At 38.5% G+C, this 17,971-nt stretch carries 19 protein-coding genes, 1 pseudogene and 1 riboswitch; of the genes and pseudogenes, 13 read left to right on the top strand and 7 right to left on the bottom strand.

Going from position 1 to position 17,971, the window contains the following annotated elements; genetic code table 11:
- Position 1 precedes the first annotated feature (1 nt).
- The 6 genes and pseudogenes from N784_RS05705 to N784_RS16225 all read right to left on the bottom strand — a co-directional run.
- Positions 2–217, bottom strand: a complete 216-nt coding sequence (locus N784_RS05705; protein WP_036833205.1) for a spore germination protein — start codon at positions 215–217, stop codon at positions 2–4.
- A 65-nt stretch (positions 218–282) separates the two neighbouring features.
- A complete protein-coding gene (locus N784_RS05700; RefSeq protein ID WP_036833204.1) occupies positions 283–648 on the bottom strand; it encodes a spore germination protein GerPE in 366 nt (121 codons plus the stop codon).
- Positions 641–838, bottom strand: a complete 198-nt coding sequence (locus N784_RS05695; RefSeq protein WP_036833203.1) for a hypothetical protein — start codon at positions 836–838, stop codon at positions 641–643. The genes N784_RS05700 and N784_RS05695 overlap by 8 nt, the downstream gene beginning before the upstream one ends.
- Entirely contained in the window at positions 835–1,431 is a 597-nt protein-coding gene (gene gerPC / locus N784_RS05690) for a spore germination protein GerPC (RefSeq protein WP_036833202.1), read from the bottom strand. Before gerPC ends, N784_RS05695 begins: the two co-directional genes overlap by 4 nt.
- A 67-nt stretch (positions 1,432–1,498) precedes the next feature.
- The gene (locus tag N784_RS05685) at positions 1,499–1,696 is read right to left on the bottom strand and encodes a spore germination protein GerPB (RefSeq protein ID WP_036833201.1); all 198 of its coding nucleotides are present in this window, start codon (positions 1,694–1,696) and stop codon (positions 1,499–1,501) included.
- Positions 1,697–1,707: 11 nt separating this feature from the next.
- Positions 1,708–1,920: pseudogene (locus N784_RS16225) on the bottom strand (spore germination protein); the annotation flags it as partial.
- 118 nt (positions 1,921–2,038) lie between these two features.
- On the opposite strand from N784_RS16225, the gene N784_RS05680 reads away from it, so the two are divergent.
- The 12 genes from N784_RS05680 to N784_RS05625 all read left to right on the top strand — a co-directional run bounded on the left by N784_RS05680 (position 2,039) and on the right by N784_RS05625 (position 15,849).
- Positions 2,039–3,244, top strand: coding sequence for a DUF418 domain-containing protein (locus tag N784_RS05680; protein ID WP_036833199.1), 1,206 nt, complete (start codon positions 2,039–2,041; stop codon positions 3,242–3,244).
- 99 nt (positions 3,245–3,343) lie between these two features.
- A riboswitch (cyclic di-GMP riboswitch) is annotated at positions 3,344–3,436 on the top strand.
- Positions 3,437–3,799: 363 nt separating this feature from the next.
- A complete protein-coding gene (locus N784_RS05675) occupies positions 3,800–5,839 on the top strand; it encodes a methyl-accepting chemotaxis protein (protein WP_036833197.1) in 2,040 nt (679 codons plus the stop codon).
- A 59-nt stretch (positions 5,840–5,898) separates the two neighbouring features.
- Positions 5,899–6,693, top strand: a complete 795-nt coding sequence (locus N784_RS05670; RefSeq protein ID WP_036833195.1) for an SDR family oxidoreductase — start codon at positions 5,899–5,901, stop codon at positions 6,691–6,693.
- Between the two features lie 340 nt (positions 6,694–7,033).
- Positions 7,034–8,326, top strand: a complete 1,293-nt coding sequence (locus N784_RS05665) for an ABC transporter substrate-binding protein (protein WP_036833194.1) — start codon at positions 7,034–7,036, stop codon at positions 8,324–8,326.
- A gap of 263 nt (positions 8,327–8,589) precedes the next feature.
- Complete coding sequence (locus N784_RS05660) at positions 8,590–9,450, top strand: carbohydrate ABC transporter permease (protein WP_036833192.1); 861 nt, start codon at positions 8,590–8,592, stop codon at positions 9,448–9,450.
- Positions 9,450–10,268 (top strand): carbohydrate ABC transporter permease, encoded by an 819-nt coding sequence (locus N784_RS05655; protein WP_036833190.1) that lies wholly within the window; start codon positions 9,450–9,452, stop codon positions 10,266–10,268. The genes N784_RS05660 and N784_RS05655 overlap by 1 nt, the downstream gene beginning before the upstream one ends.
- A gap of 26 nt (positions 10,269–10,294) precedes the next feature.
- Entirely contained in the window at positions 10,295–11,317 is a 1,023-nt protein-coding gene (locus tag N784_RS05650; RefSeq protein WP_036833188.1) for a LacI family DNA-binding transcriptional regulator, read from the top strand.
- Between the two features lie 18 nt (positions 11,318–11,335).
- Positions 11,336–12,055 carry a ThuA domain-containing protein gene (locus tag N784_RS05645; RefSeq protein ID WP_036833186.1) on the top strand — a complete coding sequence of 240 codons (720 nt, stop codon included), beginning with the start codon at positions 11,336–11,338 and terminating at the stop codon, positions 12,053–12,055.
- Positions 12,056–12,075: 20 nt separating this feature from the next.
- Positions 12,076–13,107 carry a Gfo/Idh/MocA family protein gene (locus tag N784_RS05640; protein WP_036833184.1) on the top strand — a complete coding sequence of 344 codons (1,032 nt, stop codon included), beginning with the start codon at positions 12,076–12,078 and terminating at the stop codon, positions 13,105–13,107.
- Positions 13,108–13,115: 8 nt separating this feature from the next.
- A complete protein-coding gene (locus tag N784_RS05635; protein ID WP_036833183.1) occupies positions 13,116–14,156 on the top strand; it encodes a Gfo/Idh/MocA family protein in 1,041 nt (346 codons plus the stop codon).
- An 18-nt stretch (positions 14,157–14,174) separates the two neighbouring features.
- Entirely contained in the window at positions 14,175–15,143 is a 969-nt protein-coding gene (locus N784_RS05630) for a sugar phosphate isomerase/epimerase family protein (protein ID WP_036833182.1), read from the top strand.
- A gap of 22 nt (positions 15,144–15,165) precedes the next feature.
- Positions 15,166–15,849, top strand: a complete 684-nt coding sequence (locus N784_RS05625) for a YesL family protein (RefSeq protein WP_036833181.1) — start codon at positions 15,166–15,168, stop codon at positions 15,847–15,849.
- Positions 15,850–15,952: 103 nt separating this feature from the next.
- On the opposite strand, the gene N784_RS05620 is transcribed toward N784_RS05625, so the two are convergent.
- On the bottom strand, positions 15,953–17,155 hold the full coding sequence (locus N784_RS05620; RefSeq protein WP_036833179.1) for an ornithine--oxo-acid transaminase: 1,203 nt from the start codon (positions 17,153–17,155) through the stop codon (positions 15,953–15,955).
- A 205-nt stretch (positions 17,156–17,360) separates the two neighbouring features.
- On the opposite strand from N784_RS05620, the gene N784_RS05615 reads away from it, so the two are divergent.
- Entirely contained in the window at positions 17,361–17,729 is a 369-nt protein-coding gene (locus N784_RS05615) for a YisL family protein (protein WP_036833178.1), read from the top strand.
- Positions 17,730–17,971: the final 242 nt, after the last annotated feature.

The raw sequence follows: 17,971 nt of genomic DNA, 5'->3' as shown, positions 1-17,971 counted from the left end.
GCTATGTGGAAAGGTTTGGTTGATCAAGTGCGTCAGGATCAATTGGATTCGATGTACTAAATCCGTTATTCGTGTTAATGAAATCCCCGGTATTACCACTCCCAGACCCCGTGTTTGATTTTGATGAGGATTTAGGGGAGATATAAAAGGAATCGCCGAAATTAATGACGCCCCCACCGACGCTATTGATTTTAATTGGTCCGACAATCGAAGGCATATGCTTCACCTACCTGTTCCGATGCTACGTTTTATATAGTCTATGCATCGATCCAATCAATGTTCTCATTCTCTTAAAATACGAAAATGTTTAATTCGCGATTCACTTTCTATCGATTCTAAACTACCAATTTGAAATAAACTAGAAGAAGCAACCCCAATTATTTCAACATTTTCAACATCAATATAAGGAGACTGTTGGAGATGGTTTTGTTCAATAGCAGGTTGTGTTTTGAATTGAGGAAGCTCGATTTTAAATAAATCAAAGTCTGAGAAAGAAAATTCCTCCCCAGTAAATGTTGCTCCTTCTTTTTGGATGGCAAGAGCTTTAGATTGAAGGTTTGCTTCCGCACCATCACCAATTTCGAAAATGGCACTATTCAAAAGAGAAATAACTTTCGCTTGCTTCACTCTAGACGTACGCTTATCCATGTGTTGCACTCTCACCATTACGCCCGAGTGGCACGAAAGGGGTTATAATGATTGATTCTGGTGGAGTGTCAAAGATAGAGGAAAGAGCCATCTGCTCATTATCCCCAATCAAAAAAGTAGAAGAAGAAGAAATGGCGTCTATTTTTACATTGCCTATTTGCAATTGGCAGTTGTGTACTTCAAACATCATACATTCCCATCTCCTTTATTTTGCATAAATTGATGCAAAGATTGATTTATTTCTTGCTTAATTTGCTCCACAATGTTCCTGTAATGTTTCTCTTCGGCAACATCATTTTGTCGTGACAACTGTTCCATGTAATGCGTCACTCGATTCCCCAGTTGCTTTTGAATATCTTGTAAAATGAACTGTTCATAAGTAGCATCAATCTCTTTGTTATATTGTCTAGCAATAGATTGTAAATGTTTTGGCCCTTCATTTGTTAAATAATCACTCAATTCTTTCACAATGTTGTCTTTAACCGATTGGGCAGTATTCGATTTCGTTGGTGAAGACTGTTGTTGCGGTATGGAAACATCCTCTATACCAATGCCGTTCCCCGGGGTGAAGCCTATATTCAGTGTTCCTTCTAACGTTTCAATCTTTAATTGGTCAAACTTATATTCAATTTTTTCGATATTCGAAGTCGGCTGTTGTGTAACTTCCATTTCTGCTTCCAATTTTTCTAATCGTGTTTCTAGCGATTTTATTTTTTCTGCTTGTTGTTCCACTCTATTATTTAAATGCTGGATGTAATCATTCCAAGCTTGGTGTTGGTTCACGGTTCACTCCCCTTTCTAGGCATTGGTCTATGGTAGTATATGAATCGCATTTCAATGCTGTGCGTAGTTAATAAGCTAATGGTACAAACGGTGGTTGCTCAATGGCTTCTGCTTTCTCTGCGGGTTCTACAAACCCTCCCGTATTATAAAAGCTTGACTGCGATTGAATGACTCCAGCACTGCCAATTTGTAATACAGAAGAGTTACTAACCGATCCAACTTTAAATGAATGAATAGAAATCGTTTGATAAATGGTGTAGTTCATCCTTATCCCCCTTAAACGTTTTCGTTGACGATCGTCGGTTGATCAACAGAATCTTGATCTTGGACATACGTAATGGAATTGGATAAGTCGATGGATATGCCGTCTCCCGTATTAAACGATCCGCCCCCGGCGTAGGTTTTGGCAGAGCTTTCTGGTGCTATTGCATACACATCCCCGATATTAAATATGCTAGAATTAGATATACTAATGACTTTTACTGCTCCAACTTGCGCAGGGCATAGGGCATACCTCCTTCACATGTAGTGTATGTACAAAGGATAGGTTGGTGCGTGGTTTTTGCATAAACTTGAGGAGTAAATGGAGGAGATAAGGAGGGGTGGAATGGGACATCACGCAACTTCATTACAAGCTTCAAAGCGATTAGAATGGATTGATGCAGTAAGGGGATTGGCTATATTTGGTATATTTATGGTTAATGTACCAGCGTTTAATGCGCCTTATTTTATGTACGGTGGAGAAGAAGTGTATTGGGATAGTGATGTAAGTCATGCTATTCAAGCTTTTATTGATATGTTTTTCCAAGCGAGTTTTTATACGTTGTTTTCTTTTTTGTTCGGATTTGGGATGTATATGATGAAAGAACGCCTAATTGATAAAGGATACGGTTGGACGTATAAGAAAATCCTCGTTAGAAGGCTAGTTGCTTTACTTTGCTTCGGCCTCCTGCACGGGCTGTTTTTATGGCATGGAGATATTTTATTTACCTATGGAGTTATTGGCTTTTGGTTGTTTTTGTTCTTTGAACGAGAAGCAAAGACAATGGTGCGATGGGCTTTCGGTTTATTAACTGTATATGCCATCTGGATTGGGGGCGCTCTATTTGCGGCGAAGGACTATTTATCCTTTGTGAATGAAGAAGAGATTGTACAAGCTATTATGGCGTATCAGTCTGGAACGCTTGGTGAAGTGTTAGGGCAAGTCCGCCACGATTGGTTGTACGCAAATGGAAATCTGTTTAGCTGGATTTTACAAACGTTTACCTTGCTACCAATGTTTTTGTTAGGCATGTACTTCTGTAAAAAACGCTTGCTTCACGATGTTGATACCCATGCTCCGATGTTACGAAAGTTGTGGGGCGTATCGTTTCTTTTCTTTGTTTCGTTCAAAATCGTCCCATACTTTTTTGGGAATCCAGAGTGGTTTCAATATAGTTTGCAAGATAGTATAGGTGGATCTGCTAGTGCCATATTCTATATCCTATCTGTGACGTTATTGTTCCAGAAACGAATGATTCATAAGTTTTTTAAACCGTTTACTTATGTCGGAAGATTGTCGTTAAGCAATTACATCTTACAATCTATCATTTGTTTTTTCTTGTTTTATTCTATTGGTTTCGGCTGGTATGGCGATGTATCCCCTTTAATGAGTGTAGTGATTGTCGTGCTTGTGTATAGCTTGCAAGTGTATGGGAGCTATTGGTGGTTACAGCATTTTCAGTTTGGTCCTATCGAATGGCTATGGCGAATAATTACGTATAGAACGAAACAGCCATTTAGGCGAAAGGTATTAGAACAAGCGAACGAATAAAAAAATAAAATATAGTAAAAAATAACCATGCCTTATAGCTTACCTATGTGGTATAATCAAGTTAATCAGATTCAACGTTACATTGAACACTCTGTTGAATCTCGATAAAGGCAAACCTAATGAAAGTTAGGGACGCAAAACTTTAGGGGCTAAGGGCAAAGTGGTTATTGTCTATGCTAGCCAGTTTCCGAAAGATGACGGGTGAATAATGTTGAAACCCACTTTCGGTCGGTCATGATAACGTTTTTTCATGTATAGGTGAAAAAAGTATCTATCTTTTGGAACGTCTATAAATTTTTTGATCAGCCATACATGTTTCCAAAAGAAGAGATTATCTTAGCTTCTCCTGTACAGAATGAAATGATTATGGAGACCAATCGTCCTTTTTGTAGGACACAGTTTTCTAATGTGCATCCAATTGGTGAAATTGGAGACTTTGAGTTTTTTCGAGTGATTTCCCCTTAAAATTCACTTGTGGCCTTACGTTCTTGTAGCGTAAGGTTCTTTTTTTAGCTGGGAACGTAATTTTTTAACAAAAATGAGGGAGGAATGTACGTGAAATCGATTAAAGGTAAATGGCTTACTTATTTCATCGGATTTGCTGTTATAATAGTGCTATTTGTAGGAGTTGCAAATTATTGGTATGGAATGAAAGTGTCTGAAAAGCAAATAAAGTCCTCTATTGATCATTCTGTTTCTCACTTAAGTGATACAATTGGGCAATTTATGGGGAAGTTTAGTGAATCCATTGAGACGTATTCGAATGTAGATATGGTTCAAAACGTTGTACGAGATTCTGAAGCGTATTACAAATCCACGATGCAATTATTTAAATCTTTTCAGGAAAATCATCCAGAAGCAGTATTTACATATTTCGGTCCAGAACGAGTGTTATTAGATAATAAGAAGTTAGTCACATGGCCTGATTCTACACAAGAGTTAGCCAAACAAAAGGAGTGGATAGCAACTGATCAAGAGTGGTATCAACAAGCGGTAGCAAGTAAAGGGGAAGTGGTTTGGTCTGATCCGTACATAGATAGCACGACGGATATTCCAATGGTAACAGCGTCCATGTCTGTTGAGAAAGATGGCCAGCTGAGTGGTGTCATGGCAATTGATATATCCTTACAACACTTAGCAGATCAAATGGCAACGTACGCTACTACTGAGAAAAGTAAATTATGGATTGTGCAGCAAATGGATAATCAATCGAAAGTGATATCTAGTACGCAGAGCGAAGAATCGAATACAGCCATTGAAGATAAAGCGTTAGCACAATTATTATTTACGAATGAATCAGGACAATTTCATCATAACGGGCAATACGTATCGTACCAAACGATTGATTCAACTGGTTGGAAAGTAGTTGAATTTGTTGACGAATCTTATATTGCTTCTAGTATGAAAGGGATTGGGTCTGTAACGGGTCTTGTTAGTATAATAGTGATTGGTATTGCTGTAGTAATTGCGTTCGTCATTGCCAATCATGTGGCCAAACCAATTACGTCATTAAGTGAACAAGTGAATAAAGTGGCTTCAGGAGATTTAACCGTTCAAATAGAAAAAATGAGTCAAGATGAAATTGGTCAGTTGGCAGATCATTTTAATCAAATGGTAGCCAATATGAAAAAGCTCATCGAAACAGTCCGTCAATCCGCTCTTCATGTAGCTAGTTCTGCAGAAAATTATAGTGCAGTAGCAGAGGAAACGACTGCATCAAGCCAAGAAGTTTCTTCAGCTGTTGGGCAGATTTCGATTCAAGTAGCTCAATCAGCAGAAGAAGCCACAACTACAAAAGAGAAAACCGTTTCTTTGTCAGAGCAATTAGAACAATTTAATGAACGAGTAGAAAATATCAACAAACTATCCATTGAAAGTAAAGAAAAGAACGAACTAGGCTTACGTCAAATGGATATTCTTCAAGAACAAACAGAGCAGTATAACCAAGTTATTACAGCTGTTAGTAATGTCATCATTAGTTTATCTAACGAAGTGCAAGCCATTGAACATATTATTGATACCATTCATGCTATTTCTGATCAAACGAATTTACTTGCGTTAAATGCAAGTATTGAAGCCGCTAGAGCTGGTGAACATGGAAAAGGATTTGCGGTTGTTGCAGAAGAAGTTAGAAAGTTAGCTGAACAAACATCTACGGCTACAAATCAAGTAACAGATACGATTCATCGTGTAGAACAAGAGTCTCAAGCAGCGGTGAAGGAAATGGAGAATACGAAAGAAATTTCTGTTAAACATGATAAAACAGTGCAAGAAACAGAGCGAGCGTTTCGTAGTATTGCTAAAAGAATGGATTACATTTCTGAGTCCATGGATGATTTAACTACAGGTATTGCTGTAATTAATCAATTTAAAGATGAAGTAGTGGAATCGGTACAGCATATAACTGAAGCGTCTCAGCAGTCCGCATTATCAGCAGAAGAAGTAAGTAAAGCATCAGAAGAGCAAGTGACTGCTTTTAATACAATTGCTAGTTCAGCAGAAGAATTAAATAGCGCTAGTAGTCAGCTGGAGAATGTTATTCAAATATTTAAACTAAATGATGAACGGCCAAATGACACAAATGAAAGAAGTTAGTTGGATTCATTCCCCTTATTGATTACAATATAAGTAAGTGAACATAAGGAGGGGAAGTATTGGATTTACATTTAACAGGAAAGAAAGTGTTAGTTTTAGCAGCTAGTAAAGGACTTGGAAAAAGTATAGCCAAACAGTTTCTTCGTGAAGGGGCACATGTTTTAATTTGTAGTCGTAAACAAGAACATTTACTGCAAGCTGTACAAGAGATTCAATCAGATGGTGATAGTGAAGGTAGGTTATTCACACAAGTATGTGATCTCACGGACGAACAGAGTATTACCAAGTTATTTGAAGTGGCTAAGGAGCAATTAGGTGGCGTTGATATTTTAATTAATAATGCTGGTGGTCCTCCAGCTGGTTCCTTTATGCAATTGGATGACGAAGCATGGCAAGGAGCATTTGAATTAAATTTACTAAGCTATATTCGAGCTAGTCGATTAGCCATTCCGTTCATGCAACAAGCTGGGGGAGGACGTATCCTCAATATCGCTTCTTCCTCTATTAAACAACCGATTGACGGATTAGTATTATCCAATACGTTTCGAAATGGTATTGTTGGATTATCAAAGACGCTTGCGAATGAATTTGCAGAGGATGGTATTTTAGTGAATACGTTGGCTCCTGGAAGAATAGGAACGGAACGTGTTGCGGAGTTAGATAGTATTCGAGCTGAAAAAAGAAGTATCTCCATCGATGATGTCACAACAGAAATGGTAGCCAAAATACCGCTTGGCCGCTACGGTACTCCAGAAGAATTTGCAAAAACCGCTGTATTTCTAGCTTCTTTTGCGAATACATACATTACCGGGCAGTCGCTTTTAGTTGATGGTGGATATGTGAGATCTATATAAATGTGGGAAAAAGGGCTGTCTGACAAAGGCATAGAGACAGTCTTTTTCTTTACTAATCATTTGCATAAGGGGAATAGGATGTCGATTTTTTTGGAAAAAATACTATTGCTATTGATAGAAACAGATGCTACTATTTAATTAATGAAATGGTGCAAACGTATTCATAACTAATTTAAAGAGGTTTTGCCAGATAAATTATGTGCATTAAAGAAGCCTTTATATTCCTATTTACATACTAATGCAAACGATTGCACAAAAAATACGAAGTCTCTTTATATTTTTTTAAAATATGTGAAAGCGCATTCATTTAGTGAACTTTATTACAAGGGGAGTGTTAGTAATGTTAAGAAAAACAAAAGGGATTCTAGTTGCGATGTTCGGATCCGTACTTATGTTAGCGGGGTGTTCGTTTTCATCAGGTGATTCAGACGGTGCAACTGGTGGGGAAAAAGTAACGGTAGATGTTTTTCAATTTAAAGTAGAATTTAAAGAGCAATTTGACAAGTTAGTCGAAACGTATGAAGAAGAAAATCCTAATGTGGATATCAATGTGAAAACAGTAGGTGGAGGAAATGATTACGGAGCTGCATTGAAATCGGCTTTCTCATCAGGTGAAGCACCTGACATCTTTAACGTAGGTGGTCCAGCTGATGTTGAACAGTATAAAGATTATGTAGTCGATTTATCTGACACGAAATCTGCTGAAGCTGCATTAGATGGTACGCTTTCTAGTGTAACAGTAGATGGTGACGTATACGGCTTACCTTATAATCAAGAAGGGTACGGCATTATTTACAATAAGGAAGTATTTAAAGAAGCCGGTATTGAACCAACAGAAATTAAAACGATGGATGATCTAGAAGAAGCGACTAAAACGTTAGACAACAAGAAAAAAGAGCTTGGAATTGAAGCACCATTTGCCTTACCTGGTAAAGAAACTTGGGTAATGGGGATTCACTTAGCAAATGCTTATCTAGCAGATGAATTTGATCATGATGTAATGAAAGCGTATGAATCGGAAACGGTTGCCTTTGAAATGGGAGACCAAATGAAACGTTTCTTAGATTTACAAAATGAGTATTCTGTTCAACCAACATTAAGCCTTGATTACTCTCAGCAAGTAGAAGAGTTGTTCTCTTTAGGACAAGTGGCGATGATTCAACAAGGGAATTGGGTATATAATACAATTTATGAAATGGATACAGATTTGGCCGAGAACAACATTGGGTTATTACCAATCCCGGTAAAAGGTTATGAAGGTAGCATTCCAGTTGGCGTACCAATGTATTGGTCATTAAATGGGGATTCTAGTGAAGAAGAAATTCAAGCAAGTAAAGATTTCTTAGATTGGTTATATACATCTGACCAAGGAAAAGAATTTGTTATGGAAGAGTTTAAGTTTATCCCTGCTTATGAAGGATTTGATTCTTCTAAAATTGCAGATCCTCTATCACAAGAAATATATAAGTACGCAGAAGAAGGAAATACATTAGGCTGGGTATTCATGGGTGCTCCTACATCATGGACAACGAACAAACTTGGTGTTTATATGCAAGAATACATTGCTGGTGATATTACTTGGGAAGAGCTAGAGCAAAAAGCGACAAAATCATGGGAAGAACCGAGAAAATAAAATTAATAAAGCGAAAGCGCCTCGGTATGCGACGAAGGGACTGGACTGATCCGCATGAGATAAAGGAAACACGGAGAGCGAAAGCGAACGATGTTGACTTATCGTAAGGAGGAGAAGGAAGTAACAGAAGTCGCAGAGGCGGCAGTAGCTGGATAATAAAAGCGAAAGCGCCTCGGTAATCAGTAAATAAGAAGAGGCTAACAGCGGCGGAAACTTGTTAGCCTCTTTTTATAAGCTACTGACATGGAAGGGGGATGGTTCACATGCATAATCGAAGTATTGCATTCTGGCTCTTTCTTACGCCAGTGATGCTAGGTCTAGGGCTTGTCGTTGTCGTACCCTTTATATATGGATTTATATTTTCCTTTACAGATTGGGATGGATTGAAAGCAACGACGTTTATGGGTTTAGAAAACTACGTAAGATTATTTAAAGAAGAGGAGTTTCTTTCTTCCATTTGGTTTACGACTAAATTCGCTTTCGTATCCATTGTTTCGTTAAACGTTATTGGGTTAGGACTTGCGTTAATTGTGACACGCAATATCAAAGCGAACAATGTATTAAGAACAGTATTTTTTATGCCGAACTTAATTGGTGGACTTATTTTAGGTTTTATTTGGCAGTTTATTTTTGTAAGTGTATTTAATGATATTGGAGAACTAACAGGAATTGCGGCATTCCAAGGGTGGCTATCGAATTCCGAAACAGGATTCTGGGGGCTTGTCATTTTAACCTCTTGGCAAATGGGTGGCTATATTATGATCATTTACATTGCTTACCTTGAAAGTATTCCGAAAGACTTGATTGAAGCTTCTAAGATTGATGGAGCAAATAGCTTTCAACGATTTAAGCATATTACATTTCCACTTGTTGCGCCTGCGTTTACGGTTAGTATGTTCTTAACGCTTTCAACAGCTTTCAAAATTTATGACCAGAACTTATCATTAACCAATGGTGGCCCTGGGAATGACACGCAAATGGTTGCAATGGAAATCGTTCGTACGGCTTTTGCTGAAAATGAAATGGCTTATGCACAGGCGAAAGCAGTAATATTCTTCATGATTGTCGCAGTCATTGCACTTACGCAAGTGTATTACAACAAGAAAAGGGAGGTTGATCTATAATGAAAAAAGAAAGCAGAGGATTATATTTCATAGAAGGACTAGGGATTCTGCTAGGCTTATTATGGATCGCTCCGTTCTATCTTATGATTGTAAACGCTTTTAAAACGAAACGTGAAATTTTCTCTGGTGTGTTAGGGTTACCTGAATCACTACAATGGAGTAACTTTATACAAGCGTTTCAAGATTTGGAGTTTTTTAAATCCCTATTTAATAGTGTCATGATTACAGTGTTAAGTGTAGTAATTATTTTATTCTTTTCTGCTATGGCTGGTTATGCTTTAGCACGTAATAAAAGTAAATTAAGTGGTGTACTATTCTTGATTTTCGTAGCGGCAATGTTAATTCCTTTCCAATCCGTCATGATACCACTTATATCGTTATTCGGACAAGCAGAAATGCTGCATGCAGGTGGTTTGATTTTTATGTATTTAGGATTTGGCTGTAGCTTGTCCATATTCTTATATCATGGAGCGATGACAGGTATTTCTAAGTCGCTAGATGAAGCAGCTATTATGGATGGTGCTAATCGTTTTCAAGTGTTTTGGCATGTCATTTTCCCATTATTGAAACCGATTTCTGTAACCGTTGGCATATTGAATGTTATATGGATATGGAATGATTACTTATTACCATCCTTAGTATTAAGTGAAGAAAATGCAACTATTCCATTGAAAATGTTCTACTTCTTCGGTCAATATACGAAACAATGGCATTTAGCGTTAGCTGGCTTAACTATAGCAATTATTCCAGTAATTATTGGCTACTTCTTTGCCCAGAAACAAATTATTAAAGGGGTATCAGAGGGAGCGGTGAAATAGGTAAGTGTAGAAAGAGGTAGATCGTATTGTCTGTAACAATTAAAGATGTAGCAAAGCAAGCAAATGTATCCCCTTCTACTGTATCACGAGTCATTTCGGATAGTGATCGGATTAGTGATAAGACGAAGCGAAAAGTAAGAAAAGTGATGGAAGAACTAGGTTATCATATTAACGTGAATGGAAGAGTGCTAGTCAGGCAATCGACAGAAACGATTGGCATTGTCATGAAGGGGTCATCGAGTCATTCGTTAGATAATCCGTTTTTCTTTGAACTATTGCGTGGAATAAGTAACGCTTGCCACCAACACCATTATCATTTACAAATTACGACTGGGGATTCTGAAGAAGCGATTTTCCAAGATGTCGTGAACATGGTACAAGGAAAACGAGTAGATGGCATTATTGTATTGTATTCGAAAGATGATGATAAAGTTGCTCCGTATTTAGTTGAGCAAGGGTTTCCTTTTGTAATGATTGGAAAACCGCTGTTTCATTCGAATAACGTTATGTATGTCGATAACGATAACGTAGCAGCAAGTAAGGAAGTTACAGAATATTTAATTCAGCTAGGGCATAAGAGGATTGGATTTGTTGGAGGAGATTTTCATTTTGAAGTAGCTACTGCAAGATTAGAAGGCTATAAGCAGGCCCATCGAGCTAATGGACTGCATGTAGATCATCGTTACATTCAACCGATTCAGCTTAATCGAAGTAATGCAGATAAAGTAGTGACTGAATTGTTAGCCTTATCACAACCGCCGACTGCTTTCGTTGTTACGGATGATTACAACGCATTGTCTGTTATGCAATCGTTACAAGCTCATGGACAACAAGTACCTAGAGATGTCAGTGTCGTGGGATTTAACAATACTATCATTTCAAAATTATCAAGTCCTACTATTACAACTGTGGATACGCAGTCTTACCAGTTAGGATTTGCATCAGCGAATAATATTATTGAGTTACTTACGAAGCCAGATATGGTGAAGCGAAGTACTATTATACCAACGCAAATTATTAAACGAGATTCCTGCAAGTCTATTAACTAAACCATAGGAGAGATGACAATGAACGTAGTAGTATGGAATGAATTCAGACATGAAAAAGAAAATCAAGTTGTAGCAGATATTTACCCAGAAGGGATTCATGGTGCTATCGCAGCTTTTCTACAAAAAGCAGGTCACAACGTTACAACAGCTACATTAGATGAAGAACAGCACGGTTTAACAGATGATGTACTAAATCAAGCAGATGTACTTGTATGGTGGGGACATAAAGCGCATGATGAAGTGCAAGAGGAGATTGCTGAGAAAGTAAAACAACGTGTATTAGAAGGTATGGGGCTTGTTGTACTACATTCTGGTCATTTCTCCAAAGTATTTAAGAAACTGATGGGTACAACGTGTGATTTGAAGTGGCGTGAAGCAGATGAAAAGGAGCGTATATGGGTAGTCGATCCATCTCACCCGATTACAGAGGGTATTGGTGAGTATATTGAAATAGAGAAAGAGGAAATGTACGGGGAACACTTTGACATTCCAACTCCAGATGAACTTATTTTCGTAAGTTGGTTCGAAGGTGGCGAAGTATTTAGAAGTGGGGCAACGTTCAAACGTGGTCGCGGGAACATATTCTACTTCCGACCTGGTCATGAAACGTACCCAACATATTATCATGAACAAGTACAGAAGGTAATCCAGAACGGTGTTCAATGGGCAGCGAATAAAGGTACACCTAAGTTTGTATATGGAAATGCACAACCGTTAGAAGAAATTAAAGAAAAGTAAGTGGCAGAGGAGTGAGGAAAGTGAATAAATTGAAAGTAGCGGTAATTGGGTGTGGAAGTATAGCGCAAAATAGACACCTAATTGAGTATCATAACAATGAACAAGCTGAAATTGTAGCGGTATGTGACAAAGTCGAATCACGCGCGAAAGCCACGGCAATTCAATACAATGCCAAGGCATATACGAGCTATCAACAATTACTAGCAATGGAAGATATCGATGCAGTAAGTGTGTGCTTACCGAATGCTCTACACGCTCCTGTAACGATTGCTGCCTTAACGAAGGATTGCCACGTTCTATGTGAGAAACCAATGGCAACGTCGAGAGAAGAAGCGGAGAAAATGATTGTAACTGCAAAGGATTTTAATAAGAAACTGATGATTGCGCATAATCAACGCTTTGCGTCTTCGCATGAAAAAGCGCGCGACTTAATTGCTTCTGGAGCGATTGGTAAAGTGACTAGCTTCCGTACTACTTTCGGTCACGGTGGTCCTGAAGGGTGGAGTGCTGACGGTTCTGATAGCTGGTTCTTCAGAAAGGATGAGGCGTTTATCGGAGCAATGGGCGATTTAGGCGTTCATAAAGCAGATTTATTACGTTACATTTTAAATGAGGAAATTGTTGACGTTGCTGGCTTTATTGAGAATAATGTGAAAGAAAATAGTACAGTGGATGATAATGCTGTGTGTATTCTACGTACAGAAAGTGGCATTATTGGAACGCTCGCAGCAAGCTGGGCTTACGTGCCGAATGAAGATAACTCGACGATTATTTATGGGGAAAAGGGAACGCTACGTATGGAAGATGATCCAGAACATGCTCTTATTGCTTCCTATCGTGATGGAGAAGTTGTGAAATATCAATTAGGGAAAATTCAAACAAATGATGCGGGTGGCCAAACGAGTTCCTGTGTGGTGGATCATTTTATCGATTGTATTATAGAAAATAAAGAACCACTCATTAATGGTGAAGAAGGAATGCGTTCACTAGAAGTCATACTAGCAGCCTTACAATCCAATGAAACGAAACAAATTACGACAATAGTGAAGTGAGGAAGAAGATGAATAAATTACGAATGGGGATTATTGGCGTGGGTGGTATTGCTCAAACGCGCCATATTCCGGCTTTTCAACAACTAAGTGATGAAGTAGAACTGATAGCTGTACAAGATGTGAACAAAGAACGAGCCCAACAAGTTGCAGAGAATTTTCACATTCCGTATGTGTTAGATGAGTATGCATCATTATTTCCATTGGTGGATGCGGTTACAATTTGTACACCTAATAAATTTCATGCGGAGATTACAATTGCTGCGTTGAATGCAGGTGTGCACGTATTATGTGAGAAACCAATGGCTATTACAACGGAACAATGTGAAGCGATGATTCAAGCTGCAGAAGAGAATGATCGCTTACTAGCTATCGCTTATCATTACCGCTACATGCAAGAAGCACAAATTGCCAAAAAGGCCATTCAACATCATGCGATTGGCGATCCACTTGTCGCACGAGTGCAAGCCATGCGGAGAAGGAAAGTGCCTGGTTGGGGTGTATTCACGAATAAAGCATTACAAGGTGGAGGTAGTTTAATTGATTTTGGTTGCCATCTATTAGATTTATCTTTGTGGCTGATGGATGATCCGAAACCAGTTGAAGTCAATGCCAAGACGTATAACCGTTTGAGTAAACAACCAGGGCAAGTGAACGACTGGGGTACGTTTGATCATGAAACCTTTGAAGTAGACGACCATGTAACGAGTTATGTTACTTTTGAGAACGATTTAACGATGCAATTTGAATGCTCATGGGCAGCGAATATTAAAGAAGACCATACAACATTAAGTATTTCTGGAGCTGATGGAGGCTTAAATGTGTTTCCGCTGGAATTATACCAGTCAGATTATGGCGTTGTATGGAACAGCCAGCCTGTATTAAAAGAAGATGCACCTTCTGAAGGGTATGCTCAAGCTCGTAATTTTGTCCAAAGCTGTTTAGGGAATGAGGAACTTGTAGTAAAACCAGAACAAGCGTTAAAGGTTACGAAGCTCATTGAAGCGATTTACGCAAGTAGTGGAGCGGGAACAAGTATTAAATTCACATAAAGAACGGGGGAGTATGGAATGAAATTAGGCGTGTTCACGGTACTTTTTTCTGATATGTCTTTTGAGGAAATGCTTGATTATGTGCAAAGCGCGGGTCTTAAAGCAGTAGAGATTGGTACAGGAGGTTATCCTGGCAATGCCCATTGTAAAGTAGATGAATTGCTAGAGAGTGAAGAAAAACGAAAAGAATATATAGAAAAAGTTACATCACGTGGCTTAACAATTAGTGCCTTCAGTTGCCATGGTAATCCAATTTCACCTGATCCACAATTTGGTCGAGCATCCCATGATATTTTTGTGAAAACGGTGAAGCTTGCCCACTTAATGGGTGTGCCAGTTGTCAATACATTCTCAGGTACACCAGGTGGAGCGGAAGGGGATACAACACCTAATTGGCCTGTAACTCCTTGGCCTAATGAATATACGAGCGCGCTTCAATGGCAATGGGAAGAAAAGCTTATTCCGTATTGGAAAGAGCAAGGGAGATTCGCACAAGAACATGGTGTGAAAATAGGTTTAGAACTACATGCGGGATTTCTTGTGCATACACCGCACACGATGTTAAAGCTTCGTGAAGCAACATGCGAAGCTATTGGTGCTAACTTAGATCCCAGTCATTTATGGTGGCAAGGTATTGACCCAGTTGCCGCAATCAAAATATTAGGAAAAGCCAATGCAATTCATCATTTCCATGCAAAAGACACGTATATTGATCAAGAAAACGTCAATATGTATGGTCTAACGGATATGCAGCCATATGGTAACGTACAAACGAGGGCATGGACTTTCCGTTCGGTTGGTTACGGTCACAGTATCCAAGAATGGTCTAATATGGTAAGTGCTTTACGTACGTTTGGTTACGATCACGCTATTAGCATTGAACACGAAGATCCTATTATGTCGATTAAAGAAGGCTTTAACCAAGCAGTGAAAAATTTAAAAGCGGTGAACATAGAAGAGCAACCAGCCGACATGTGGTGGGTGTAAGGAAACAAGGAGGGTAATGGAAATGAAAAACGAAGTAGGATTTATGGGAGGAATATACGCGGTTTGTGAATGGTTTATGCAATTCTCCCTAGTTAATATTCAATGGTTTCTATTCAATATTCCCATCGCCCTCCTGCTTATAAATGTAATATACATACAAAGTGTGGAACAGTTCGTCTATGTTATGATGCCAGTTGCCTTGTTAGTGCCTGTCTTGTTTTTTCCAGCGTCGGTAGCAGTTATGTGTAAGGCAAGAGAGTGGGTTAGGAAAGAAGAAATGGAAGATAGAACGCGTACCTTTATTCATTACTATAAAGAAAATTATAAACATAGTATGTTAGGTGGGACTATTTTTACAGTGCTTTGGGGTATTCTGGTCTTAGACATTATATACTTTACTGGTCGTAATGTGATGCTGATGAATATCTTTCTAGCATTTAGTATTTTGTTGTTCGTCTTTACGGTTAATTTTTTCATTGTTTCCGCTCATTTTGATATGAAGCTTGGAATTAAATTGAAACAATCGTTGCTTCTCACTTTAGGTAGTCCCAAGTTATTTATTACCATTGCTGTTAGCCTTGGCATTATACTCTATATTAGCTTATATATATTCCCATTGCTTATTCCTTTTTTTACATGTTCGATGATGGCGTTTTTAGCTTTTGCAGCGTTTTATCGGTTGCAGAAGGAAGTTGTGGGAGAATAAGTTCAGCAAGAAGCAAGAAAAGGCTATTGACAAATTGCCAATAGCCTCTTTTAACTTTGTAAAGTGGGATGGTACGCTAAACCTGGCGGCTATCGCCGTTCTATTAACCTGCTAATACTTGTTTAATTTTATCGATTGCCCAATCTAAGTCTTCTTTGTCGATCACAAGTGGTGGTGCGAAACGGATTACAGTTTCGTGTGTTTCTTTACATAGTAGGCCTAGTTGTTTTAGTTGTTCACAGTATGGACGAGCTGGTTCAGTTAATTCAACACCGATAAATAGCCCTTTACCACGAACTTCTTTAATGACCGGGTTGTCGATAGATTTTAGTTCGCTCATCATATAGTCGCCTAGTTCTAGGGAGCGTTGTGCTAGTTTTTCCTCTTCTAGTACTTCTAAGGAAGCAATGGAGACAGCACATGCTAGAGGGTTTCCTCCGAATGTAGAGCCGTGAGATCCTGGGTTAAATACGCCAAGGATATCTTTGTTGGCTACGATACAAGAGATTGGGAATACGCCTCCGCCAAGTGCTTTACCTAGGATAAGGATATCAGGAGAAACTTCCTCCCAGTCACATGCGAACATTTTTCCTGTACGTGCAAGTCCTGCTTGAATTTCGTCAGCAATGTATAACACGTTGTTTGCTTGACATACGTCATAAGCTTCTTTAAGGAAACCTTCTGGCGGAATGTTAATACCTGCTTCTCCTTGAATTGGTTCAAATAGGAAAGCGGCTGTATTTTCTGTAATGGCTTCTTTAAGTGCTTCAACATCTCCATAAGGAATGATTTTGATCCCTGGTAGCATTGGTCCGAAACCACGTTTATACTCTGCTTCAGATGATAAAGAAACCGCTGTCATTGTGCGTCCATGAAAGTTACCTTCACAAGCAATGATTTCTGCTTGGTTTTCTGCAACACCTTTCACCTCGTATGCCCAACGGCGAGCTGCTTTAATCGCTGTTTCAACTGCTTCAGCACCTGTGTTCATAGGAAGTGCCATTTCTTTATTCGTTAATTTACAAATCTTTTCATACCATGGTCCAAGCTGATCATTGTGGAATGCACGAGAAGTTAATGTTACACGCTCAGCTTGTTTATTTAATGCCTCAATAATTTTAGGATGACGGTGACCTTGGTTTACAGCAGAATATGCACTAAGCATGTCCATAAAGCGATTGCCTTCAGGATCCTCTACCCAAGCGCCTTCAGCTTTTGCAATGACTACAGGAAGTGGGTTATAGTTCTTAGCCCCGTAATGTTGTGTTTGATCAATAATTTGTTCACTTGTACGTGTGCTTACCATTTTATTCCCTCCATGTTTTAAAAATTCCACCAATATTCACATTATAACAGCTATAATGAATTTTTTGTTTATTTTCTGAAATTCTTTCGTGATTTGTTTAGGAATGTGTGAAAGGAAAAGGGGGATGGAAGCGAAGTGTTCGCATTTTCGACATTTTTTTGGTATGATAGCGATGATTTATTATTGGAAGAGGAGGAAGATAATTATGACTCACTTACATATTACATCGTGGGTACTTGCTTTAATTTTATTGGCTTTGGCATTATGGTTTTATCGTTCAGGTAAAGAGAAACCAGGTAAAATTTCGCATATGATTTTGCGTTTGAACTATTTTCTAATTTTGTATTCTGGTGGCGATTTATTTGCACAATATATGGGGAATGCCTCAGGTGCAGTATTAGGAGAAGTTATCGTAAAAGCTATTGCAGGAGTTTGGATTATTTTTGCAATGGAAATGGTTTTAGTACGTACATCGAAAGACAAACCGACAAAGAGTGCATGGATTCAGCTTATTATTATGCTTCTTATTGCAATAATACTTGGCTTTGGACGTTTACCTATGGGTCTTGCATAATCCATAAAAAAACACGACTATCACTTATACGTGAGGAAGTCGTGTTTTTTTCTATTATTGAGGGGGGTAGGAAAATCTCTGAAAGTAGCGATCTTTCTTAATTACTATGATAATGATAATCGTTATCATTGTCAACCATTCTTTTAATTTTTTTAAAAAAAGATTTTAGAAAGGGATCCGCTTGTCCTTCGTCAATTTTTCTTTCTATAGACATATGTATGAAGAAAGAGTAATGATTCATG

It is taken from the genome of Pontibacillus litoralis JSM 072002 (genome assembly GCF_000775615.1).
In the GTDB taxonomy this organism is placed as follows: Bacteria; Bacillota; Bacilli; order Bacillales; family BH030062; genus Pontibacillus; species Pontibacillus litoralis.
Note: the sequence above shows the minus strand (reverse complement) of the source record. Positions and strands in the feature narration are given on the sequence as shown.